This is a genomic window from Rhodanobacter glycinis, from assembly GCF_006438785.1.
Lineage (GTDB): Bacteria > Pseudomonadota > Gammaproteobacteria > Xanthomonadales > Rhodanobacteraceae > Rhodanobacter > Rhodanobacter glycinis_A.
The window spans coordinates 1,218,330-1,236,542 of sequence record NZ_RCZB01000001.1 but is presented as its reverse complement, the minus strand read 5'-3'; the positions used below and the strand labels follow the sequence as shown (position 1 = coordinate 1,236,542).

At 65.1% G+C, this 18,213-nt stretch carries 14 protein-coding genes and 1 tRNA gene; 11 read left to right on the top strand and 4 right to left on the bottom strand.

The window, feature by feature from the left end:
• Positions 1–8 precede the first annotated feature (8 nt).
• From EAH75_RS05945 to EAH75_RS05935, 3 genes are read right to left on the bottom strand one after another with little or no spacing between them, the layout of a single operon-like run.
• Positions 9–3,038 (bottom strand): GGDEF/EAL domain-containing response regulator, encoded by a 3,030-nt coding sequence (locus tag EAH75_RS05945; protein WP_140804736.1) that lies wholly within the window; start codon positions 3,036–3,038, stop codon positions 9–11.
• Complete coding sequence (locus tag EAH75_RS05940) at positions 3,035–3,415, bottom strand: response regulator (protein WP_140650790.1); 381 nt, start codon at positions 3,413–3,415, stop codon at positions 3,035–3,037. Before EAH75_RS05940 ends, EAH75_RS05945 begins: the two co-directional genes overlap by 4 nt.
• Complete coding sequence (locus EAH75_RS05935; RefSeq protein ID WP_140650795.1) at positions 3,412–4,872, bottom strand: PAS domain-containing sensor histidine kinase; 1,461 nt, start codon at positions 4,870–4,872, stop codon at positions 3,412–3,414. Before EAH75_RS05935 ends, EAH75_RS05940 begins: the two co-directional genes overlap by 4 nt.
• A gap of 555 nt (positions 4,873–5,427) precedes the next feature.
• Here EAH75_RS05935 and EAH75_RS05930 point away from each other — a divergent pair.
• From EAH75_RS05930 to EAH75_RS05900, 9 genes are all read left to right on the top strand, one after another.
• Positions 5,428–5,853: a MerR family transcriptional regulator gene (locus EAH75_RS05930; RefSeq protein ID WP_140650799.1), complete on the top strand. Its 426-nt coding sequence runs from the start codon at positions 5,428–5,430 to the stop codon at positions 5,851–5,853.
• Complete coding sequence (locus EAH75_RS05925) at positions 5,850–8,438, top strand: heavy metal translocating P-type ATPase (RefSeq protein WP_140650803.1); 2,589 nt, start codon at positions 5,850–5,852, stop codon at positions 8,436–8,438. The genes EAH75_RS05930 and EAH75_RS05925 overlap by 4 nt, the downstream gene beginning before the upstream one ends.
• 114 nt (positions 8,439–8,552) lie before the next feature.
• Positions 8,553–8,681, top strand: coding sequence for a hypothetical protein (locus EAH75_RS20045; RefSeq protein WP_277752529.1), 129 nt, complete (start codon positions 8,553–8,555; stop codon positions 8,679–8,681).
• Between the two features lie 83 nt (positions 8,682–8,764).
• Entirely contained in the window at positions 8,765–8,929 is a 165-nt protein-coding gene (locus tag EAH75_RS19720) for a hypothetical protein (protein WP_170212223.1), read from the top strand.
• 78 nt (positions 8,930–9,007) lie between these two features.
• Complete coding sequence (gene folC, locus EAH75_RS05920) at positions 9,008–10,303, top strand: bifunctional tetrahydrofolate synthase/dihydrofolate synthase (RefSeq protein WP_140804734.1); 1,296 nt, start codon at positions 9,008–9,010, stop codon at positions 10,301–10,303.
• Positions 10,304–10,391: 88 nt separating this feature from the next.
• The gene (locus EAH75_RS05915) at positions 10,392–11,450 is read left to right on the top strand and encodes an SPOR domain-containing protein (protein WP_140804732.1); all 1,059 of its coding nucleotides are present in this window, start codon (positions 10,392–10,394) and stop codon (positions 11,448–11,450) included.
• A gap of 52 nt (positions 11,451–11,502) precedes the next feature.
• Complete coding sequence (locus EAH75_RS05910; protein ID WP_140650818.1) at positions 11,503–12,159, top strand: CvpA family protein; 657 nt, start codon at positions 11,503–11,505, stop codon at positions 12,157–12,159.
• Between the two features lie 29 nt (positions 12,160–12,188).
• Positions 12,189–13,664, top strand: a complete 1,476-nt coding sequence (gene purF, locus EAH75_RS05905; protein WP_140650822.1) for an amidophosphoribosyltransferase — start codon at positions 12,189–12,191, stop codon at positions 13,662–13,664.
• A gap of 67 nt (positions 13,665–13,731) precedes the next feature.
• Entirely contained in the window at positions 13,732–14,541 is an 810-nt protein-coding gene (locus EAH75_RS05900) for a ferritin-like domain-containing protein (RefSeq protein ID WP_140650826.1), read from the top strand.
• 65 nt (positions 14,542–14,606) lie between these two features.
• Here EAH75_RS05900 and EAH75_RS05895 read toward each other — a convergent pair.
• A tRNA-Pro gene (locus tag EAH75_RS05895) sits at positions 14,607–14,683 on the bottom strand.
• A 167-nt stretch (positions 14,684–14,850) separates the two neighbouring features.
• Between EAH75_RS05895 and hisS the strand changes: the two genes are divergently transcribed.
• Together hisS and EAH75_RS05885 are read left to right on the top strand one after the other, a co-directional pair.
• Positions 14,851–16,239: a histidine--tRNA ligase gene (gene hisS / locus EAH75_RS05890; RefSeq protein ID WP_140804731.1), complete on the top strand. Its 1,389-nt coding sequence runs from the start codon at positions 14,851–14,853 to the stop codon at positions 16,237–16,239.
• Between the two features lie 54 nt (positions 16,240–16,293).
• Positions 16,294–18,195 (top strand): HAL/PAL/TAL family ammonia-lyase, encoded by a 1,902-nt coding sequence (locus tag EAH75_RS05885; RefSeq protein WP_140650833.1) that lies wholly within the window; start codon positions 16,294–16,296, stop codon positions 18,193–18,195.
• Positions 18,196–18,213: the final 18 nt, after the last annotated feature.

Genomic DNA, 18,213 nt, shown 5'->3' with positions numbered 1-18,213 from the left:
CTCGCGTTTTACGTCACATGTGCCAATAGTTCCTCGAACGCCGATGCCGGCATCGGCCGCCCGAGGAAATAGCCCTGCAGGACATCGCAGCGCAGCAGACGCAGCAGCTTGACCTGTTCCTCGTTCTCCACGCCTTCGGCGACCACGCGCAGCGACAGCGAGTGGGCGAGGTTGATGACGTTGGTGATCAGACCCATGGTCTCGGGGCTCTGTGCCAGCGTGGCGATGAACGACTGGTCGATCTTGATCTCGTCAGCCGGCAGACGCGTCAGGTAGTTGAGCGATGAGTAGCCCGTGCCAAAGTCGTCGATGGAAATGCGGCAACCCAGCCCGCGCAGCTTTTCGAGCAGCGGGATGTTGTGATCGATGTCGTCCATCAGCAGGCTTTCGGTGATCTCGATGTCGATGCCCTGGTCGGCCTGGCTGGGTTCGAGGATCGCGCGGCACTGTTCGAGGAAGCCGTTGTAACGCAGCTCGCGCGCGGACACGTTGACCGCGATCCGCAGGCCCGGCTGATAGCGGGCGCGCCATGCCATGACCTGGCCCAGCGCCTCGCGCATCACGTATTCCCCGACCGGCACGATCAGCCCGGTCTCTTCCAGCACGGGGATGAACTCGGCGGGCGAGACCGTTCCGCCTGCAGGGCGATGCCATCGCAACAGGGCCTCGGCGCCGATCAGGCGATTGCCGACGGTGTTGAATTTGGGTTGGTAAAACAGCTCGAACTCACGCTGGGCCAGAGCGCGGCGCAAGTCGTTCTCGAGCTTGAGGCGGCGTGAGGAACGACCTTGCAGTTCCTCGCTGAAGACATGCAGCAGCTCGTCGCGACGATCCGCCTCGGCCAGCGCGGACATGCCGTTGCGTTCGAGCATCTCTCCATCGTTGCCGTGCTGCGGAGCGATGGCGACGCCGCCCTGCGGATTAATGAAGATCTCTTCGCCGTCGATCGTGAATACCTGGTTCTCGAACCTGCGCAACTGTGCCTGCAGCCGCTCGATCTCCGTGTTCAGTGCGCTGGTGACCGGGTAGGCGAGCAGGAACGTGCAGCCCTCCGGATGTGCCACGAATCCGGGAGCGGGAAATATGCGGCGCAGCCGCTTGCCGATGTGGCGCAGGCACTGGTCGCCGAATGCGCGGCCGCGGGAATCATTGATGTAGGCAAAACGCCGAATGTCCAGTACGCAGACGATCATCGGCCCGCATGCCTGCATCGCCTGTACCTGTTCGCGGAACGCGTTGCGACTGGGCAGGCCTGTCACGGGATTGTGGTAGGCCAGGTATTCCAGCCGTTCGCTCTTGGCGATGAAGTCCGTGGCATGGTCGATTTCGCCGGCCAGCCGCTCGAGCAGCCCGATTTCTTCGTCGTCGTAGTCGCGCACTGATTCCGAGAACAGGGTCAGGAAGCCCCAAGGCCCGGTCCCCAGCGGCAGCACCACTTCCGACAGGATGCCGGCCCGCTCCATCTCCTCGCGCAGCGCTGCAGGAACATCCGCCTGGGTGAAGTCGCCGATGACGACCCTGCGTTTTTCGCGGAACGCTTGTGCTCCGGGGTGCTGATGATGGGGGCCAGGCAGTCTGACGGTCATCGGCTCACTGGGCGCTACCGCGCGCAGTACCGTCGCGTCGCCGTAGCTGGCGACGACACGCAGCGTGCCGTCGACGGCACCTTCGCCGATGGCGGCGGCCTTGAATCCGCCCTGATCGACGGCGACCCGGCAAGCATCGTGCAGCAATTCGTTGCGGTTCGACGCGCGCACCACGATGTTGCCGATGGCGCTAAGCACCGCATGGATGCGGGCGAGCCGGTGGATCCGCGCTTCCTGCGCGAGCCGCTCCGTATCGTCATGGTGAGCGCCGCGATAGCCGATGGCCTGGCCAGCGGCGTCCAGCACCGGGTTCGCCGTGCTTTCCAGGATATGCACGCTGCCATCGCGATGGCACCAGCGCAGTGGCTGCCTTCGCCACGGCCGCGGGTGCTCGAGAAAGGAGGGGATGCGTTCCGCGACCATGGCGCGATCTGCCGGGTGCATCAGCGCCATGACATTGCGGCCCAGCAATTCCTCGGCGCTGTAGCCGAGCATCTGCTGCACAGTGCTGTTGGTGTAGACCAGGCAGCCTTCGCGATCGACTTCCCAGATCCAGTCCTGGCTTGCCTCGATGATGCTGCGGAAGCGCTCCTCACTTTCTTGAAGTGCACGCTCGATGCGATCGCGCTCGGTGATGTCGCGGATGAACATCGTGTAGAGGCGACCTTGCGAGCTATCCAGCCACGAGATCGATGCCTCGATCGGGAATTCGCTGCCATTGTGCCGCAACGCGCGCAGCAGGCGCGGCGTCGATTGCTGCGTCAGCTCGGCCTGCCATGTCTGCTGAAAGTTTGCCGGGAAGAACCCAGCCGCGGGGCTGCGCAGGGCTGCTGTTCGCGTGCATCCGAACATTGCCTCGGCGGCGGCGTTGAAGAGGACGATCTTGCCCTCATCGTCGAAGGCGATGATGGCATCGAGCGCCGACTCGACCAGGCCGGACAGGCGCGCTTCGGTCTGCGCCAGCCCTTCGCATGCGCGATCGAGCTCGGCACTCTTGTCCTCGAGCTTGCGCACCAGCGTTTCGCTGTATTGGCGCAGCACGGGCGACTCGATTTCCTGTGGTGCCGGCGCCATGCCCCTGGTGCGCGGATTGGTGGCAGCCGCGTGCAGGGCGGCCATGATGACGTCGGTCGGCGCCGGTTTCGAGATATAGGCATCGGCACCGGCGCTGCGGGCCAGTTCGCGGTCGGTGGGCGAGTTGTAGGTGCTGGTGTAGAGCACCAGCGGCAAGTGGCTGAAGCGCGCGAGCTTCCTCACTTCCAGGCACAGGCGATAACCGTCCATGCGCGGCATCAGGATGTCGGACACCACGCCGTCGACCGCTTCGCGATCGAGCACCGCCAGGGCCTCGATGCCGTTGGTCGCGTCGAAGACGACATGACCTTCCGCCTCCAGTTGTGCCCGCAGCAACTTGAGGTTGATGGGCTGATCGTCGACGATCAGGATATTCATGGGCGATCGATTCCACGCAGGTAGCCCGCGACCTGTGCGGGAAACGCGCGGGTATCGATCGGCTTGGCGATGTAACCGTCGCAGCCGGCTTCACGGGCCCGTTCCTCATCGCCCTTCATGGCGAACGCGGTGAGCGCCACGATGGGTACATGTTTGAAGCGGTCCTGGTCCTTGAGCATGCGCGTGAGGGTCAACCCGTCCATGCCCGGCAGCGAGATGTCCATGAAAATCAGGTCGGGGACGATATCGCGGAGAAAGATCAGCGCCTGTTCGGCGTCGACCGCCTGGTCCACCCGATAGCCCTCCAGCTCGAGCACGCACATCGCCAGCTTGAGGTTGGTGGGATTGTCGTCGACCACGAGGATGCGCTGTGTCATGACATCCCCGTCTGCGACGGCAGCCGTACCGTCATGGTGGTGCCCCGGCCAGGCTCGCTATCCACGGTGATGGTGCCGTGCTGGATTTCGACCAGCTTGCGGGTCAGCGCAAGTCCGAGTCCGGTACCCTGGAAGCGTCCTGCCACGCCGCGCTCGACGCGCTGGAATTCGACGAACAGGCGGGCCAGGTCGTCGGCCGCGATGCCGATGCCGGTGTCGGTTACCTGCAGTTGCAACTGACCGTCTGGCGTGCATGTGGCGTCGATGTGTGCCCGCCCGCCGGAATCGGTGAATTTGACTGCGTTGGACAGCAGGTTGAGCAGGATCTGCTTGAACTTGTGACGGTCGAGCCGGACGTGATCCAGTCCGGGTGCGACGGTCGTGGTCACCGTGATGCGCTTCTCGTCGGCTTGCGGTGATAGCACCGCACAGACCTCATTGATGGCCGCCGGTAGCGCGAAGTCCTCCGTCTGCAGCTCCATCCGACCCGCCTCGATCTTGGCCATGTCGAGCAGGTCGTTCACCAGCTGCAGCAGATGACGGCCGCTGTTGAGGATGTCGCCCAGGAATTCCTTCTGCTTGTCCTGCAGCGGTCCGGCCTTGCCATCGGCCAGCAGTTGCGAGAAGCCGATGATGCCGTTCAGTGGTGTGCGCAACTCGTGCGACATGTTCGCCAGGAACTGGCTTTTCAGCCGGTTCGCCTGCTGCAGCGAAGCCTCGACCTGCTTGCGTTCGGTAACGTCGCGGATGGCGCTGGACACCAGCAGGCCCTCCTCGGTCTGCAATGGACTCAGGCTGATCTCCACCGGGAATTCGGTGCCGTCCTTGCGCAGGCCGTAGAGCTCCAGGCCTGCGCCCATGTTGCGTGCCCGCGGTTGCGCGAAAAAGTTGGCGCGATGATCCGGATGCCGATGGTGGAAACGGGTCGGCACCAGTACCTCAATCAACTGCCCGAGCAGTTCCTCGCGCTTCCAGCCGAACAGCTGCACTGCCTGCGAGTTGGCCAGCACGATCAGGCCCTGGCGGTTGACGATTACCATCGCGTCGGGTGCGGACTCCAGCAGATCCCTGAATTTTTCCTCGGCGCGCTTGCGCACCGTGATATCCCGCACCGCGCTCATGACCATCGTGCCTTCGTCCATCACGATCGGACTGAGGCTGATCTCGACCGGAAACTCCTCGCCATCGCGGCGCCGGCCATACAGTTCGAGATTGGCGCCCATCGAACGCGTGCGCGGCTGCGCAAAAAAGCCGCCACGATGACCGACATGCGCCGCGCGATAGCGTTCGGGCAGCAGCATCTGGATCGATTGTCCGATCAGTTCGGCGGGCGCGTAGCGGAAGACACGCTCGGCCTGGGAGTTGGCAAATACGATCATGCCGCTGGCATCGACCATGACGATGGCGTCCGGCATCGCTTCCAGCAAATCACGCAAGGGCCCGGCAAGATCGAACATGGCTATCTCCTATTGGCCACGAACTGAGCGCCAGCCCGGCGTTGAAGCCGTAGAGCCATGTTGGCACTTCGGCCACGCCGAATCCGATGCCATCGGGTTCGCATGACATCAGCACCGGTTTTCAGCAGGGAATGGTTACCACCTGAACCGAGCGCTGCTTGGGTTGGCCGGGAAGGGCAGCCTGTCGCGATTCCGGAGGACGCAGCCCCTGCCTGCTTCGAAGGACTATAGACCTAGTGGGGATGGTGAACCATCACCGTATCAGGGCCAAAAAGAGCCTCTGGCGCAAGGCATTGACTGATTCCCTCGCAGTCGCGGCGTCGCGATCATCGAGGACGGCCAGGACAGTGAACTACTCTTCGCCGACCGTCCGTCGGACGGTCGGCACATGCGGCCATTTTTGGAAGATCGCGCTCGACGGTGCATGGGGCAGGCTCGCCGCCGGGTGGCGCACTCCTGTCCCAGAACTCCCGAGCCGGGCTGCCGCAGGGATCGAGCACACCTGATTCGGCAGGGCTTGACTCTGGACCTAGATCAATGGTCTAGACTTTGGCCATGAACACACAAACTGCTCCGCTCACCATCGGTGCCGTCGCCAAGCGCGTCGGCGTGGCGATCGACACGATCCGTTATTACGAGCGCGAGGGCTTGCTGCCCGAGCCGCAGCGACGCGCGTCAGGCTATCGCAGTTACGGCGAGGGCACGGTCGCGCAGTTGCGCTTCATCCGACGCGCCAAGGATCTTGGCTTCACGCTGGAGGAGATCCGCGAGTTGCTGGCGTTGTCGGCCGATCGGCAGCGCGGGGTGAAGGCCGTGAAGCAGCGGGCGCAGCAGCGACTGGCGGCGATCGAGCAACGGATTATCGAATTGCAGCGCGTGCGCGATGGACTGGCACAGCTGGTCGAGTCGTGCCCGGGGCATGGCAAGCCGGAGGAATGTCCGATCCTGCGTGCGTTGAGCGATGACGAGGTGAAGTCATGAGTGCGCAGGATTCCTGCTGCGGGGGCAGCGGCAAGCCGGTCGACGACAAGGCGATCGATCCGGTCTGCGGCATGGCGGTTGATCCGGCTACGACTAAGCATGTCGGGACGCATGACGGGCAAACGTATTATTTCTGCAGCGCTGGCTGCAAGGCGAAGTTCGATGCCGCGCCGGCGACATATCCGGGCGCTGGCGAGAAGAGTGTGGCAGGCAGCTGTTGCGCCGCGAAGCCGGCGGCGCACGATCACGCGCATCACGATCATGGACAGCATGCGCATGTCCATCACGATCATGTGCACACGGTGAAGGATCCCGTGTGCGGCATGACGGTGGATCCGCAGACAGCGAAGTATCGCGCCGAGCATGACGGTCAGACTTACTACTTCTGCTCGGCACGTTGCCACGAGAAATTCGTGGCCGATCCGTCGGCGTATCTCGAAGCGCGTGCAGTCCCGCCAGCGCCGCCCGGCACGATCTACACCTGCCCGATGCACCCCGAGATCCGGCAGGTCGGTCCCGGCCATTGTCCGATCTGCGGCATGGCGCTGGAACCGATGATGCCGAGCCTGGACACGGACGACGGTGGCGAGCTGGTGTCGATGACGCGGCGCTTCTGGACGCTGCTGGCGCTTACCGTGCCGGTGTTCGTGCTGGCGATGGGACCGCACCTGTTCGGCTGGCATCTGCCGATGCCGTGGGATGGCGTGGCCAGCTGGGTCGAGGCGGTGCTGGCCAGCATCGTGGTGCTGTGGGGTGGCGCACCGTTTTTCGCGCGCGGCTGGCGTTCGCTGAAGCCGTGGCGTCCGAACATGTACACGCTGATCGCGCTGGGCACCGGCGTGGCATGGTTGTACAGCGCGGTGGCGTTCCTGCTGCCGGGAATATTCCCGGCCGGCTTCCGCGACATGCACGGTCGGGTCGCGGTGTATTTCGAATCGGCGGCGGTGATCGTCACCCTGGTCACCCTGGGCGACTTTCTGGAACTGCGTGCGCGCCGGCGTACCGGCGCGGCGCTGAAGGCGTTGCTCGGATTGGCACCGAAGACCGCGCGACGAATCGCCGCCGACGGCAGCGAGAGTGACGTGCCGCTGGACGCGGTGCATGCCGGCGACGTGTTGCGTGTGCGCCCCGGCGAGAAGGTGCCGGTCGACGGCGTGGTGCTGGACGGCGAGAGCCACGTCGACGAGTCGATGCTCACCGGCGAGCCGATGCCGGTCGCCAAGTCGAAGGACGATCCGCTCACCGGCGGCACGGTGAACCAGGATGGTGCGCTGACCATGCGCGCGCAGAAGGTCGGTGGCGAGACGATGCTGGCGCAGATCGTGGCACTGGTGGCGCAGGCGCAACGCAGCCGGGCACCACTGCAACGCGTGGCCGATCGGGTGGCCGCATGGTTCGTGCCCGCGGTGGTGGTGATCGCGCTGCTGGCGTTCGCGGCGTGGGCGGTCCTTGGGCCGGAGCCGCGGCTGACGCATGCGCTGATCGCCGCGGTGTCGGTGTTGATCATCGCTTGTCCGTGTGCACTGGGCCTGGCCACGCCAATCTCGATCATGGTCGCCAGTGGTCGCGGCGCGCAGCACGGCGTGCTGTTCAAGGATGCCAGCGCGATTGAATCGATGCGCGAGATCGATACCCTGGTGGTGGACAAGACCGGCACGCTGACCATGGGCAAGCCGGCGCTGACCGAACTGGTGGCCTTGAGTGGCCAGCCGCGCGAACGGCTGCTGGCACTGGCTGCTGCGCTGGAGCGGCCAAGCGAGCATCCGCTGGCGCGGGCGATCGTGACAGCCGCCGATGCCGAAGGTGTGGCCATGCTGGCGGCGACGGACTTCCATTCACTGACTGGTCGCGGTGTCAGCGCCAGGGTGGACGGCAACGAAATGGCATTGGGCAACGCGAAGCTGATGGTCGAGTCGCGCATCGCGATCGGCGATGACGCCAGCGCCCGCGCCGAACAGTTGCGCGGGCAGGGCGCTACGGTGATGTTCCTGGCCGTCGATGGCGCGCTCGCTGCCCTGCTGGCGGTGGCCGACCGGATCAAGCTGGACACGCCATCGGCGCTCAAGGCATTGCACGCGGCCGGTCTGCGCATCGTGATGCTGACCGGCGACAACGCCACCACCGCGCAGGCGGTGGCGCACGAGCTGGGCATCGACGAGGTGCAGGCCGACGTGTCGCCCGCCGACAAGGCCGCGGTCGTGAATCGGCTCAAGGCCGAAGGCCGCCGCGTGGCGATGGCGGGCGACGGCATCAACGACGCGCCCGCGCTGGCCGCCGCCGACATTGGCATCGCGATGGGCAGCGGCACCGACGTGGCGATGGAGAGCGCGCAGGTGACCCTGGTCAGGGGCGAACTGGGTGCGATCGTGCGCGCACGCAAGCTGTCGCAGGCGACGGTGCGCAACATCCACCAGAACCTGTTCTTCGCCTTCGTCTACAACGCGATCGGCGTGCCGCTGGCGGCTGGCGTGCTGTATCCGTGGTTCGGCATCACGCTGTCGCCGATGATCGCCGCGCTGGCGATGAGCCTGAGTTCGGTGTCGGTGGTGAGCAATGCGTTGCGGCTACGGCATGCGCCGTTGTGAGACCGCTGTGCTGGTGACGATTGTCACCGGCGATGCTTGACGACCGCATCTGCTTTCGCCGGCGCCATCGAAGGATCATTTCTCCCACACCAAGACGGTGCAGGGAGAACTGACATGAATACCTTCATCAAGTACGCGGCCATGGAAAAGTACATGCCGGCGCTGTTTGCCACGCTGGCCACCGCTTCGATCGTGTTTGGCTTCTGCTGGTCGATGCATGCCGGCGCGCCGTTGCACGGTTGAACGCGGATCTACGCAGCTGACACTCATCCATCACCCTTTGCGGCAGACGTGCCCTGCATCGCTTTCGCCGCCGGAGAATGCTCATGAACGTGGTCAATGACACCCGCAGTACGCTGGAAAAACACATGCCGTTGCTGCTTGGCCTGCTGGTCGTCTTTCTGGCCGGCAAGGCACTCAAGAAAACCTTGTGGACCGCGTTCGCCATGTACATGGCACTGCATTACAGCGGTATCCATCCGTTCGGCTGAGGCGATGCTCTAAACTTTGTGCCTTTCCGCCCGCATGCTGTCCGGATGCGGCTCGATTCATCAGCACAAAGTCACTGCATGACCCGCAATCTCGCCGAATGGCTGACGTATCAGGAACGCGTCAACGTGCACAGCATCGAGCTGGGGCTCGATCGCGTGCGCGAGGTATGGCAACGGATGGGTGCCCCGGCGCCGGCGCATCGGGTGATCACGGTGGGCGGCACCAACGGCAAGGGCTCGACCGTGGCCCTGCTCGAAGCGATGCTGACAGCAGCCGGCCTGCGTGTTGGCACGTTCACATCGCCGCATCTGCTCGAATACAACGAGCGCATTCGTATTGATGGCGCGAATGCCGATGACGCCATGCTGATCGCCTCGTTTGAGCGGATCGAGGCGACACGCGGCGCAACTCTAGATAACGCCATCCCGTTGACCTATTTCGAATTCGGCACGCTGGCGGCGCTGGATCTGTTTGCGCGTGCCGGACTGGACGTGGCCGTGCTGGAGGTGGGGCTGGGCGGGCGGCTGGACGCGGTCAACATCATCGACGCCGACGTGGCGATCGTGACCACGGTGGATCTGGATCACATGGACTGGCTGGGGCCGAACCGCGACAGCATCGGCCGCGAGAAGGCCGGCATCGCGCGGGCGGGGCGGCCGGTGATCGTCGGCCAGATGGATCCACCTGACGGACTGCTCGACGCGCTGGCGGCGTGCGGCGCCCGGGTCGAGCGCGCCGGGCGCGATTTCCACGTCGAACGGCATGCCGATGGCTGGCGTTGGCAACACCGCGATGGCAGCGCGATGGAACTGCCCAATCCCGCGCTGGCTGCGCCGGTGCAGTTTGCCAACGCGGCAGCGGCGATTGCCGCCTTGCATGCGCTATGGGTAGACGACATGTCGTTCGCGTCGAAGGATGTCTTTGCGGCGGTCAGCACCGGTCTGCATGAAGTGCGAGTGCCGGCGCGACTGCAATCGCTGGGTGGCGACCCGCTGTTGATCGTGGACGTGGGCCACAACCCCCAGGCCGCGCGCGCGCTCGCCGAATGGCTGGATGCGCAGCCGGCCACATGCGTGCATGCGGTATATGGCGCGCTGGCGGACAAGGATGTGGCTGGAGTGATCGGTGCGCTCGGTTCGCGCATCGCGCACTGGCATCTGGCCGGGCTGGATCGTGTCTCGCCGCGCGGATTGGTGGTGACGGCACTGGCCGCGATCCTGCGGCGGACCTTGCCGCAGGCGCCATTCGATGCGCACGACGACGTGGCCGCGGCGCTGGCCGCGGCCCGGGCGGCGGCGCAACCGGGTGAGTGCATCCTCGCATTCGGCTCGTTTTTCGTGGCCGCCGCGATCGTCGCTGAACGCACCGATTGAGCCGGAACCGAGGCCGAATCATGGCGCCCGTCGCAGGCAGGTATAATCACGGCGGTGCACACCGCGTTTGCAGCCTTGGAGCGAAGACTTGAATACACGCCTGCTGGGCGCCGCCGTCCTGATTGCCTTGGCGGTTCTGTTCGTGCCGATGTTCTTTTCCAGTACACCACCGGCTCCCGGTGGTGATCAGGCGGTAAGCCTGGCGATCCCGCCGGCACCGGATCGCGATCTGCAGACGAGGACGATGAGCCTGACCCCGGATGCCGCCGCCGGCGCATCGAGTGCCGGCACCGTGCCGAGCCAGACCGTGACGCCGGCATCGGGCGATCGGCTGGCCACAGTGGATATCGGCTCAAGCCGCCCGCGCGATGTGGAGACCGACCCCGAGGCCGGCAAGAAGCCGGTGCCGACGACGGTGACGACCGGCTCGGGCGCCTCGCCGAGCCAGCCGGTGATCGCGCAGCGATCCGCGACGAATCCCGCTGCACCACCCGCGACCAGGCCGCAGCCGACGACCGTCGTGCCGACCAGGCAGGAGCCGGTTGCTGCAACGCCGACCAGTCCTGCGCCGGCCACGCCGTCAACACCCGTGCCTACCGCGGGGCATGGCAGCTACACGCTCAACCTGAGCGCTTATGCCAGCGCGGCGGGCGCCGCGAACCTGGAACGCCGTGTGCGCTCGCTCGGTTATCCGGTGGCAGGCCATACCATCACCCAGGCCGGTCAACCGCGCACGCTGGTCATCGCCGGGCCATTCGAGACGCGTGCCGCAGCCGAAGCGGCGCGCCTGAAGATCACCCAGTCGATTCCCGGTGCGCCGGCACGGCTGGAGCAGGATGCCAGCCACGACAGCACGACAGCGGCCATCAGGCCTGCAGCATCGGCCGGCGACAAGGCCACCGTCAGCAAGGCAGGCGGTTGGGCCGTGCAGCTGGCGGCCATGAGCAGCCAGGCCGATGCCAATGCCCTGCGCGACAAGCTGCGCGCCAACGGTTTCGATGGCTTCGTCGATTCGGTGCAGGCTGGCGGCAAGAAGCTCTGGCGCGTGCGTGCCGGCCCGCAGACGCAGCGCGCCGATGCGCAACGCGTGCACGATCAGGTCAAGGCCAAGTTGGGCATCGACGGCAACGTCGTTTCGGTACCCTGACCTCGCCCATGTCCCATGCAGTCAGGCAAGCCGTCAGGAAGCAGGTGAAGGGATGAACGGAACCGACTGGGTCATTCTGGCGATCCTGGGCCTGTCGATCCTGATCGGGCTGTGGCGCGGGCTGGTTGCCGAGCTGCTGTCGCTGGTGATCTGGGTTGCGGCATTCTGGGTGGCCGCCGCATTCGGGCCGGCAGTGGCGGCGCAGCTGGAGCACGTGATTTCCGTGCCCATCGCGCGGATCGGGCTGGGCTACGCACTCTGTTTCATCGCCGTATTGATCGTCGGGGCCTTGTTGCGTTTCGCGACGCGGCGGCTGATCTGGAGCACAGGCCTGTCCGGTATCGATCGTCTGTTCGGCATGTTGTTCGGCTTCGTGCGTGGCGCGCTGCTGGTCACCCTGCTGGTGTTTCTGGTCGGCCTCACCATGTTCACTCGTGAGCCGTGGTGGCAGCAATCGGTGCTGCTCCCGCAGTTTCAGGGCCTGGCGGCATGGCTGGGGCAGAACATACCGGCCAACGTGCGCGATCATCTTCACCCCGCGGACGTGCTCGACAAGATCCACCCCTCGGCGGTACTCGATCATCTGCCCAGCTTGTCGGGCACGCTGGCTGCCCCCATGTCGGGCGCGACATCGGCACCTGCCGCACCACGCACAACCTCGGCACCGGCCACTGCCAGCAGTGCCGCCAGCCGTCCCAGACACCCTTAGAACACGACTACTGAAGCAGGCAACAAACCATGTGCGGAATCATCGGCATTGTCGGTACCACCGAGGTGGCATCGTCGCTCTATGACGGACTGACGGTGCTGCAGCATCGCGGCCAGGACGCTGCCGGCATCGCCACGGTGGACGGCTCGCGGCTGCGCCTGCACAAGGGCAACGGACTGGTGCGCGACGTGTTCAGCCAGGCCGCGATGAGCGGCTTGCGCGGGCGCATCGGCATCGGCCATTGCCGTTATCCGACCGCCGGTTCGGAAGGTTCGGCCGAGGCACAGCCGTTGTACGTGAATTCGCCTTATGGCATTGCGATTGCGCACAACGGCAATCTCGTCAACACCGAAGCGCTGCGCCGCGAGATGTTCGAGGACGACCGCCGCCACATCAACACAGATTCCGATTCGGAGGTGCTGTTGAACGTGCTGGCACACGAGCTACAGATCCAGGACCGGATGGAGTTGACCCCGGACCACATCTTCAAGGCGGTGGCCGGTGTGCATGCGCGCGCCCGCGGCGGCTATGCCTGCATCGCCCTGCTGCTGGGCTACGGCCTGATCGCGTTCCGCGATCCGCACGGAATCCGCCCGCTGGTGCTGGGCGAGCGGGTCACCGCGGAAGGCCACGAGTACGCGGTGGCATCGGAGTCGGTGGCGCTGGATATCCTGGGCTTCAAGCGCATCCGCGACGTGGCGCCGGGCGAGGCGGTGATCATCACCGACAACGGCCAGCTGTACAGTCGTCGTTGCGCCGAGGGCGCGCTGCATACGCCGTGCATCTTCGAATACGTCTATCTGGCACGGCCCGATTCGATGATCGAGGACGTCTCGGTGTACAAGGCGCGCCTGCGCATGGGCGAGAAACTGGCCGAGAAGATCCTGCGTGAGCGGCCCGACCATGGCATCGATGCGGTGATCCCGATCCCCGATACCGCGCGCACCGCCGCCAGCGCGCTGGCCGGCGCGCTTGGCGTGCCGTTCCGCGAAGGCCTCGTCAAGAATCGCTACATCGGCCGCACCTTCATCATGCCGGGACAGGGCGAGCGGGTGAAATCGGTGCGCCGCAAGCTCAATCCGATCGACCTGGAGTTCCGCAAGAAGAACGTGCTGCTGGTCGACGACTCGATCGTGCGCGGCACCACTTCGAAGCAGATCATCCAGATGGCCCGCGACGCCGGAGCGAAAAACGTCTATTTCGCGTCGGCCGCGCCGCCGGTGCGCTATCCGAATGTCTACGGCATCGACATGCCATCCACCTCGGAGCTGATCGCCGCCGGCCACACCGAGCAGGAAGTGGAGACGATGCTCGGTGCCGACTGGCTGATCTATCAGGATCTCAAGGACCTGATCTGGGCGGTGCAGGACGGCAACGAAAACCTGAAGCAGTTCGACACCTCATGCTTCTCCGGCGAATACGTCACCGGCCTGGACCAGAGCTATCTGAAACAGGTGCAGATGCTGCGTTCGGACGACGCCAAGGCCGCGCGCCGCGGCGTGTGACCGTATGGCCTCCTCTCCCCTGCGGGGAGAGGATCGAGGTGAGGGGCGGCGCTCGCAAAAAAACCACATGACCGATCTCCACGCTGCCGCCAAACATTGTCTCGACGCCACCGACCCGGCAGAGAAACTGCGCCTGACCCACGAAACCTGGCAGGGTTTTCTTGCCGGTGAGCTGCGCGCCGACCCCGCCTCACCGCCGCCCGAGCCGATCGGCGCACCCGGGCGTCCAGTGAAACCTCACCTGGTCAACGCACGCCAGGTGCCGCAACGCGGGCTCGGCAGTGCAGAAGGCCGCGCTGCGCTGGTGCACGCGGTGGCACACATCGAGTTCAACGCGATCAACCTTGCATGGGACGCGGTCTACCGCTATCGCGGCAAGCCTGATGCGTATTACCTCGATTGGGCCAGTTGCGCTCACGACGAGGCACGCCACTTCGCGATGCTGTCCGCGCGACTGGTCGAACTCGGCCACGCCTACGGCGACTTCGATGCCCACGATGGCCTGTGGGCGATGGCCGAGAAAACCGCACATCACGATACCGCCCGCATGGCGCTGGTGCCGCGCGTGCTGGAAGCGCGCGGGCTGGATGTCACGCCGGGCATGATCGAACGCCTGCGCCACCTCGGCGACAGCGACACGGTGGCGATTCTCGAAGTGATCCTGCGCGAGGAAGTTGCCCACGTCGCCGCCGGAACCCGCTGGTATCGGCATTGCTGCGAGCGCGATGGGGTCGAGCCGATCGACACGTTCTTCGCGCTGCTGCGCGAGTACATGGGCGTCAGCCTGCGCGGGCCGTTCAATCGACCGGCGCGGCTGGAGGCGGGTTTCGTCGGGGCCGAGCTCGACCGGCTCGCGGCCCTGGCAGCCGCTGGTTGAGTTTGCCCGGAGATCAATGCGGGCACAAAAAAGCCGGCGCTGGGCCGGCTTTTTCATCGAATTTTTGGTCGGGGAGACAGGATTCGAACCTGCGACTTCTACGTCCCGAACGTAGCGCTCTACCAGGCTGAGCTACACCCCGTGGGAAGCCGCGTATCTTAATCGTCGCGGGAGGGCTTGGCAACAGGTTCAATGCGCCTGATGGATGGAAAGGCTGCGGAAGGCCGATGGCGTTCTGTTAATCTTGACGGCTGCCGTCGCGCGGCCTGCCGCGAGACGGAATGTCCCCCATCGTCAGTAGAGGATTCCATGGCGCTTACCCCGGCCCGCACCATGCCTGGCGTGCTCGAGTTGTTGCCGCTCGACCAGATCGCGTTCCAGCGCATGCTCGACGTGATCCGTCGCAATTACGAGCGCTTCGGCTTCCTGCCGATCGAAACGCCGGTGATCGAATACTCCGACGTGCTGCTGACCAAGACCGGCGGCGAGACCGAGCGGCAGGTGTACTTCGTGCAGTCGACCGGTGCGCTGAACGCGGCCGACAAGGATGCCGCCGGCACGCCCGAGCTGGCGCTGCGCTTCGACCTCACGGTGCCGCTGGCGCGCTATGTCGCCGAGCACGAGCGCGACCTCAGCTTCCCGTTCCGCCGCTACCAGATGCAGAAGGTGTACCGCGGCGAGCGCGCCCAGCGTGGTCGTTTCCGCGAGTTCTACCAGTGCGATATCGACGTGATCGGCAAGGATGCGCTGTCGGTGCGCTACGACGCCGAGATCCCGGCAGTGATCTACAGCGTGTTCCGCGAACTGAACATTGGCCCATTCACCATCCAGCTGAACAACCGCAAGCTGATGCGCGGTTACTTCGAAAGCCTCGGCATCGTCGACGGCGAGCAACAGATGCTGGTGCTGCGTGAGGTGGACAAGCTGGACAAGCGTGGCGCCGATTACGTGCGCGACACGCTGACCGGCGAGGCGTTCGGCCTCGGCATCGAGGTTGCGCAGAAAATCCTGGCCTTCGTGCAGGTGCGCTCTACCTCGCTGCAGGACGCGCTCGACAAACTCGATGCGCTCGGCGCCGGCCCGGAGGCGATGGAGCAGGGCCGCCATGAACTGAAGGAAGTACTGGACCTGATCCACGCGTTCGGCGTGCCGGAGACGCACTACGCGCTCAACCTGTCGATCGCCCGTGGTCTCGACTACTACACCGGCACGGTCTACGAGACCACGCTGAACGATCATCCGCAGATCGGTTCGATCTGCTCGGGTGGCCGTTACGAGAACCTGGCCGGCCAGTACACCAAATCGCACCTGCCGGGTGTCGGCATCTCGATCGGACTCACCCGTCTGTACTGGCAGCTGCGCGATGCGGGGCTGATCAGCACCGCAACCAGCACAGTCGACGTGCTGGTGACCCAGATGGACGTGGCGCAACTGCCGGCCTATCTCGCGCTGGCCAGTGAGCTGCGCGGCGCCGGCATCGCCACCGAGGTGGTGCTGGAAGGCGGCAAACTCGGCAAGCAGTTCAAGTACGCCGACCGCGCCGGCATCCGCTTCGTGATCGTGCTTGGCGAGGATGAGATAGCCAAGGGCGTGGTGACGGTGAAGGATCTGCGCCGCGAGGATCAGTTCGAGGTGGCGCGAGGCGAGTTGATCAAGACGCTGCGGGTGGAGCTGGAGCAGGCCGCGGCGATGGGCTGAATGTTTTCTCTGGCGACTCGGTAATTGACGACGCAATTCATCAGTGAGGCAGTAGTGGGCACAACTGACACCATCGTTCTTGACGGCAACAGCCTCACCCGTGCCCAGCTGGTGGCGGTCGCACGCCATGGCAACAGGGTTTCACTGGCGCCGGCGGGACTCGAGCGGGTGCAGCGCGCCGCCGATTTTCTTGCCGAGAAAGTCAGCTGCGGCGAGCCTACCTACGGCGTCACCACTGGCTTCGGCAGCAATGCTGACAAGCTGCTGGGTGCACATCGTCTGCGCGACGAATTGCCAGGTGGAAATCCACACAAAACCGAAGGCACCTTGCTGGAAGAGCTGCAGCACAACCTGATCATTACCCATGCGGTATGTGTGGGTAAGCCGTTTGGCGAGGACGTGGTGCGGGCGATGCTGTTGATCCGCATCAACACGTTGATGCGCGGCCACTCGGGTATTCGCGTCAGCACGCTCGAAGCGCTGACGGCGATGCTCAACGCCGGCGTGGTGCCGGTAGTGCCGGAGAAGGGCTCGGTCGGCGCCAGCGGTGATCTCGCGCCACTGTCGCATCTGGCGATCGTGTTGCTCGGTGGTGGCGAGGCGTTTTATGAGGGCGAGCGCGTATCCGGTGCAGAGGCGCTGAAGCGCGCCGGACTCTCGCCGATCAGGCTGTCGTTCAAGGAAGGCCTGGCGCTCAACAACGGCACCGCGCAGATGCTGGCGACGGGTGTGCTGGCGCTGGATACGCTGGAACAATTGCTGGATACCGCCGACCTCGCCGCTTCGATGACACTGGACGCGTTCGCCGGTCGCAGCGGCGCGTTGCGGCCGGAAGTGCACGCGCTGCGACCGCATCCGGGTCAGGTCGAAACCGCCGCGCATGTGTGTGAACTGCTGGCGGGTTCCACCCTGATCGACATTCCGTATCACCTGGTGCCGCGCTTCAAGTCGTGGAGCGCCGAGGCCTGGAGCGAGCCGGACGATCAGGCGCTCAGCTTCGACATCGGCTGGGACTGGGTGCCAGCCAACCAGCGGCACGGTCGTGAGGCGTTCTACAGCCGCTTCCTGCCGTTCAAGGGCGGCAAGAAACATCAGCCGCAGGATGCCTACAGTCTGCGCTGCATGCCGCAGGTGCATGGCGCGGTGCGTGATGCGTGGGCACAGGCGTGCCGGGTGTTCGATATCGAACTGAACTCGGTCACCGACAACCCGCTGATCTTCCCGGACAACGAGGACGCGCAGTTCATCGAGGAACAGGTGATCTCGGCCGGCCATTTCCACGGCATGCCGCTGGCGCTGGCGATGAGCTACGTGAAAGCGGCGATCCCGGTGCTGGCCTCGATCTCCGAACGACGTCTCAACAAGCTGGTGGATTCGGCCACGAACGATGGCCTGCCGGCGTTCCTCACCGGCAACGAGGACGGCACCGATTCGGGTTTCATGATCGTGCAGTACACCGCCGCCGCGCTGGTCAACGACCTGGCCACCCGTGCGCATCCGGCCAGTGTGTATTCGGTGCCGACCAGCGCCAATGCCGAGGATCACGTGTCGATGGGTGCCAACGAGGCGCGCCATGTGCTGGAGATGACCGAGGATCTTTCCCACGTGCTGGCGCTGGAGTTGTATACCGCCGCACAGGCGCTGGACTATCGCCAGGCAATGTTGAATGCGGCTCGTCGTCTGGCCAGTCGCGGTGGCTGGCAGGCGCTGGCCGCGAAGATCAGCAACGCACCGCGCGAGGGCCAGTCGCACTACGCGCAATTTGTGGCCGAGGTGCAGCAGCTCGCCACCGCGCTGGCCAACGCCAGTGATTTCCATGCCGGAGCCAGTGTGCGCGATGCCCACGCGATCCTGCGCCAGCACATCGGCTTCATGCATCGCGATCGCGCGATGGACGGCGACGTGCGCACGGTCTGCGCACTGGTGCAGCAGGGCGCGTTTTGCCAGCCGGCGTGATGAACCATCATTTTTGAG

Bases quoted from the DNA above. Each gene is read 5' to 3' on its own strand.
- EAH75_RS05945 (WP_140804736.1), bottom strand. From the start codon at position 3,038: ATGAATATCCTGATCGTCGACGATCAGCCCATCAACCTCAAGTTGCTG.
- EAH75_RS05940 (WP_140650790.1), bottom strand. From the start codon at position 3,415: ATGACACAGCGCATCCTCGTGGTCGACGACAATCCCACCAACCTCAAG.
- EAH75_RS05935 (WP_140650795.1), bottom strand. From the start codon at position 4,872: ATGTTCGATCTTGCCGGGCCCTTGCGTGATTTGCTGGAAGCGATGCCG.
- EAH75_RS05930 (WP_140650799.1), top strand. From the start codon at position 5,428: ATGAACACACAAACTGCTCCGCTCACCATCGGTGCCGTCGCCAAGCGC.
- EAH75_RS05925 (WP_140650803.1), top strand. From the start codon at position 5,850: ATGAGTGCGCAGGATTCCTGCTGCGGGGGCAGCGGCAAGCCGGTCGAC.
- EAH75_RS20045 (WP_277752529.1), top strand. From the start codon at position 8,553: ATGAATACCTTCATCAAGTACGCGGCCATGGAAAAGTACATGCCGGCG.
- EAH75_RS19720 (WP_170212223.1), top strand. From the start codon at position 8,765: ATGAACGTGGTCAATGACACCCGCAGTACGCTGGAAAAACACATGCCG.
- folC (WP_140804734.1), top strand. From the start codon at position 9,008: ATGACCCGCAATCTCGCCGAATGGCTGACGTATCAGGAACGCGTCAAC.
- EAH75_RS05910 (WP_140650818.1), top strand. From the start codon at position 11,503: ATGAACGGAACCGACTGGGTCATTCTGGCGATCCTGGGCCTGTCGATC.
- purF (WP_140650822.1), top strand. From the start codon at position 12,189: ATGTGCGGAATCATCGGCATTGTCGGTACCACCGAGGTGGCATCGTCG.
- EAH75_RS05900 (WP_140650826.1), top strand. From the start codon at position 13,732: ATGACCGATCTCCACGCTGCCGCCAAACATTGTCTCGACGCCACCGAC.
- hisS (WP_140804731.1), top strand. From the start codon at position 14,851: ATGGCGCTTACCCCGGCCCGCACCATGCCTGGCGTGCTCGAGTTGTTG.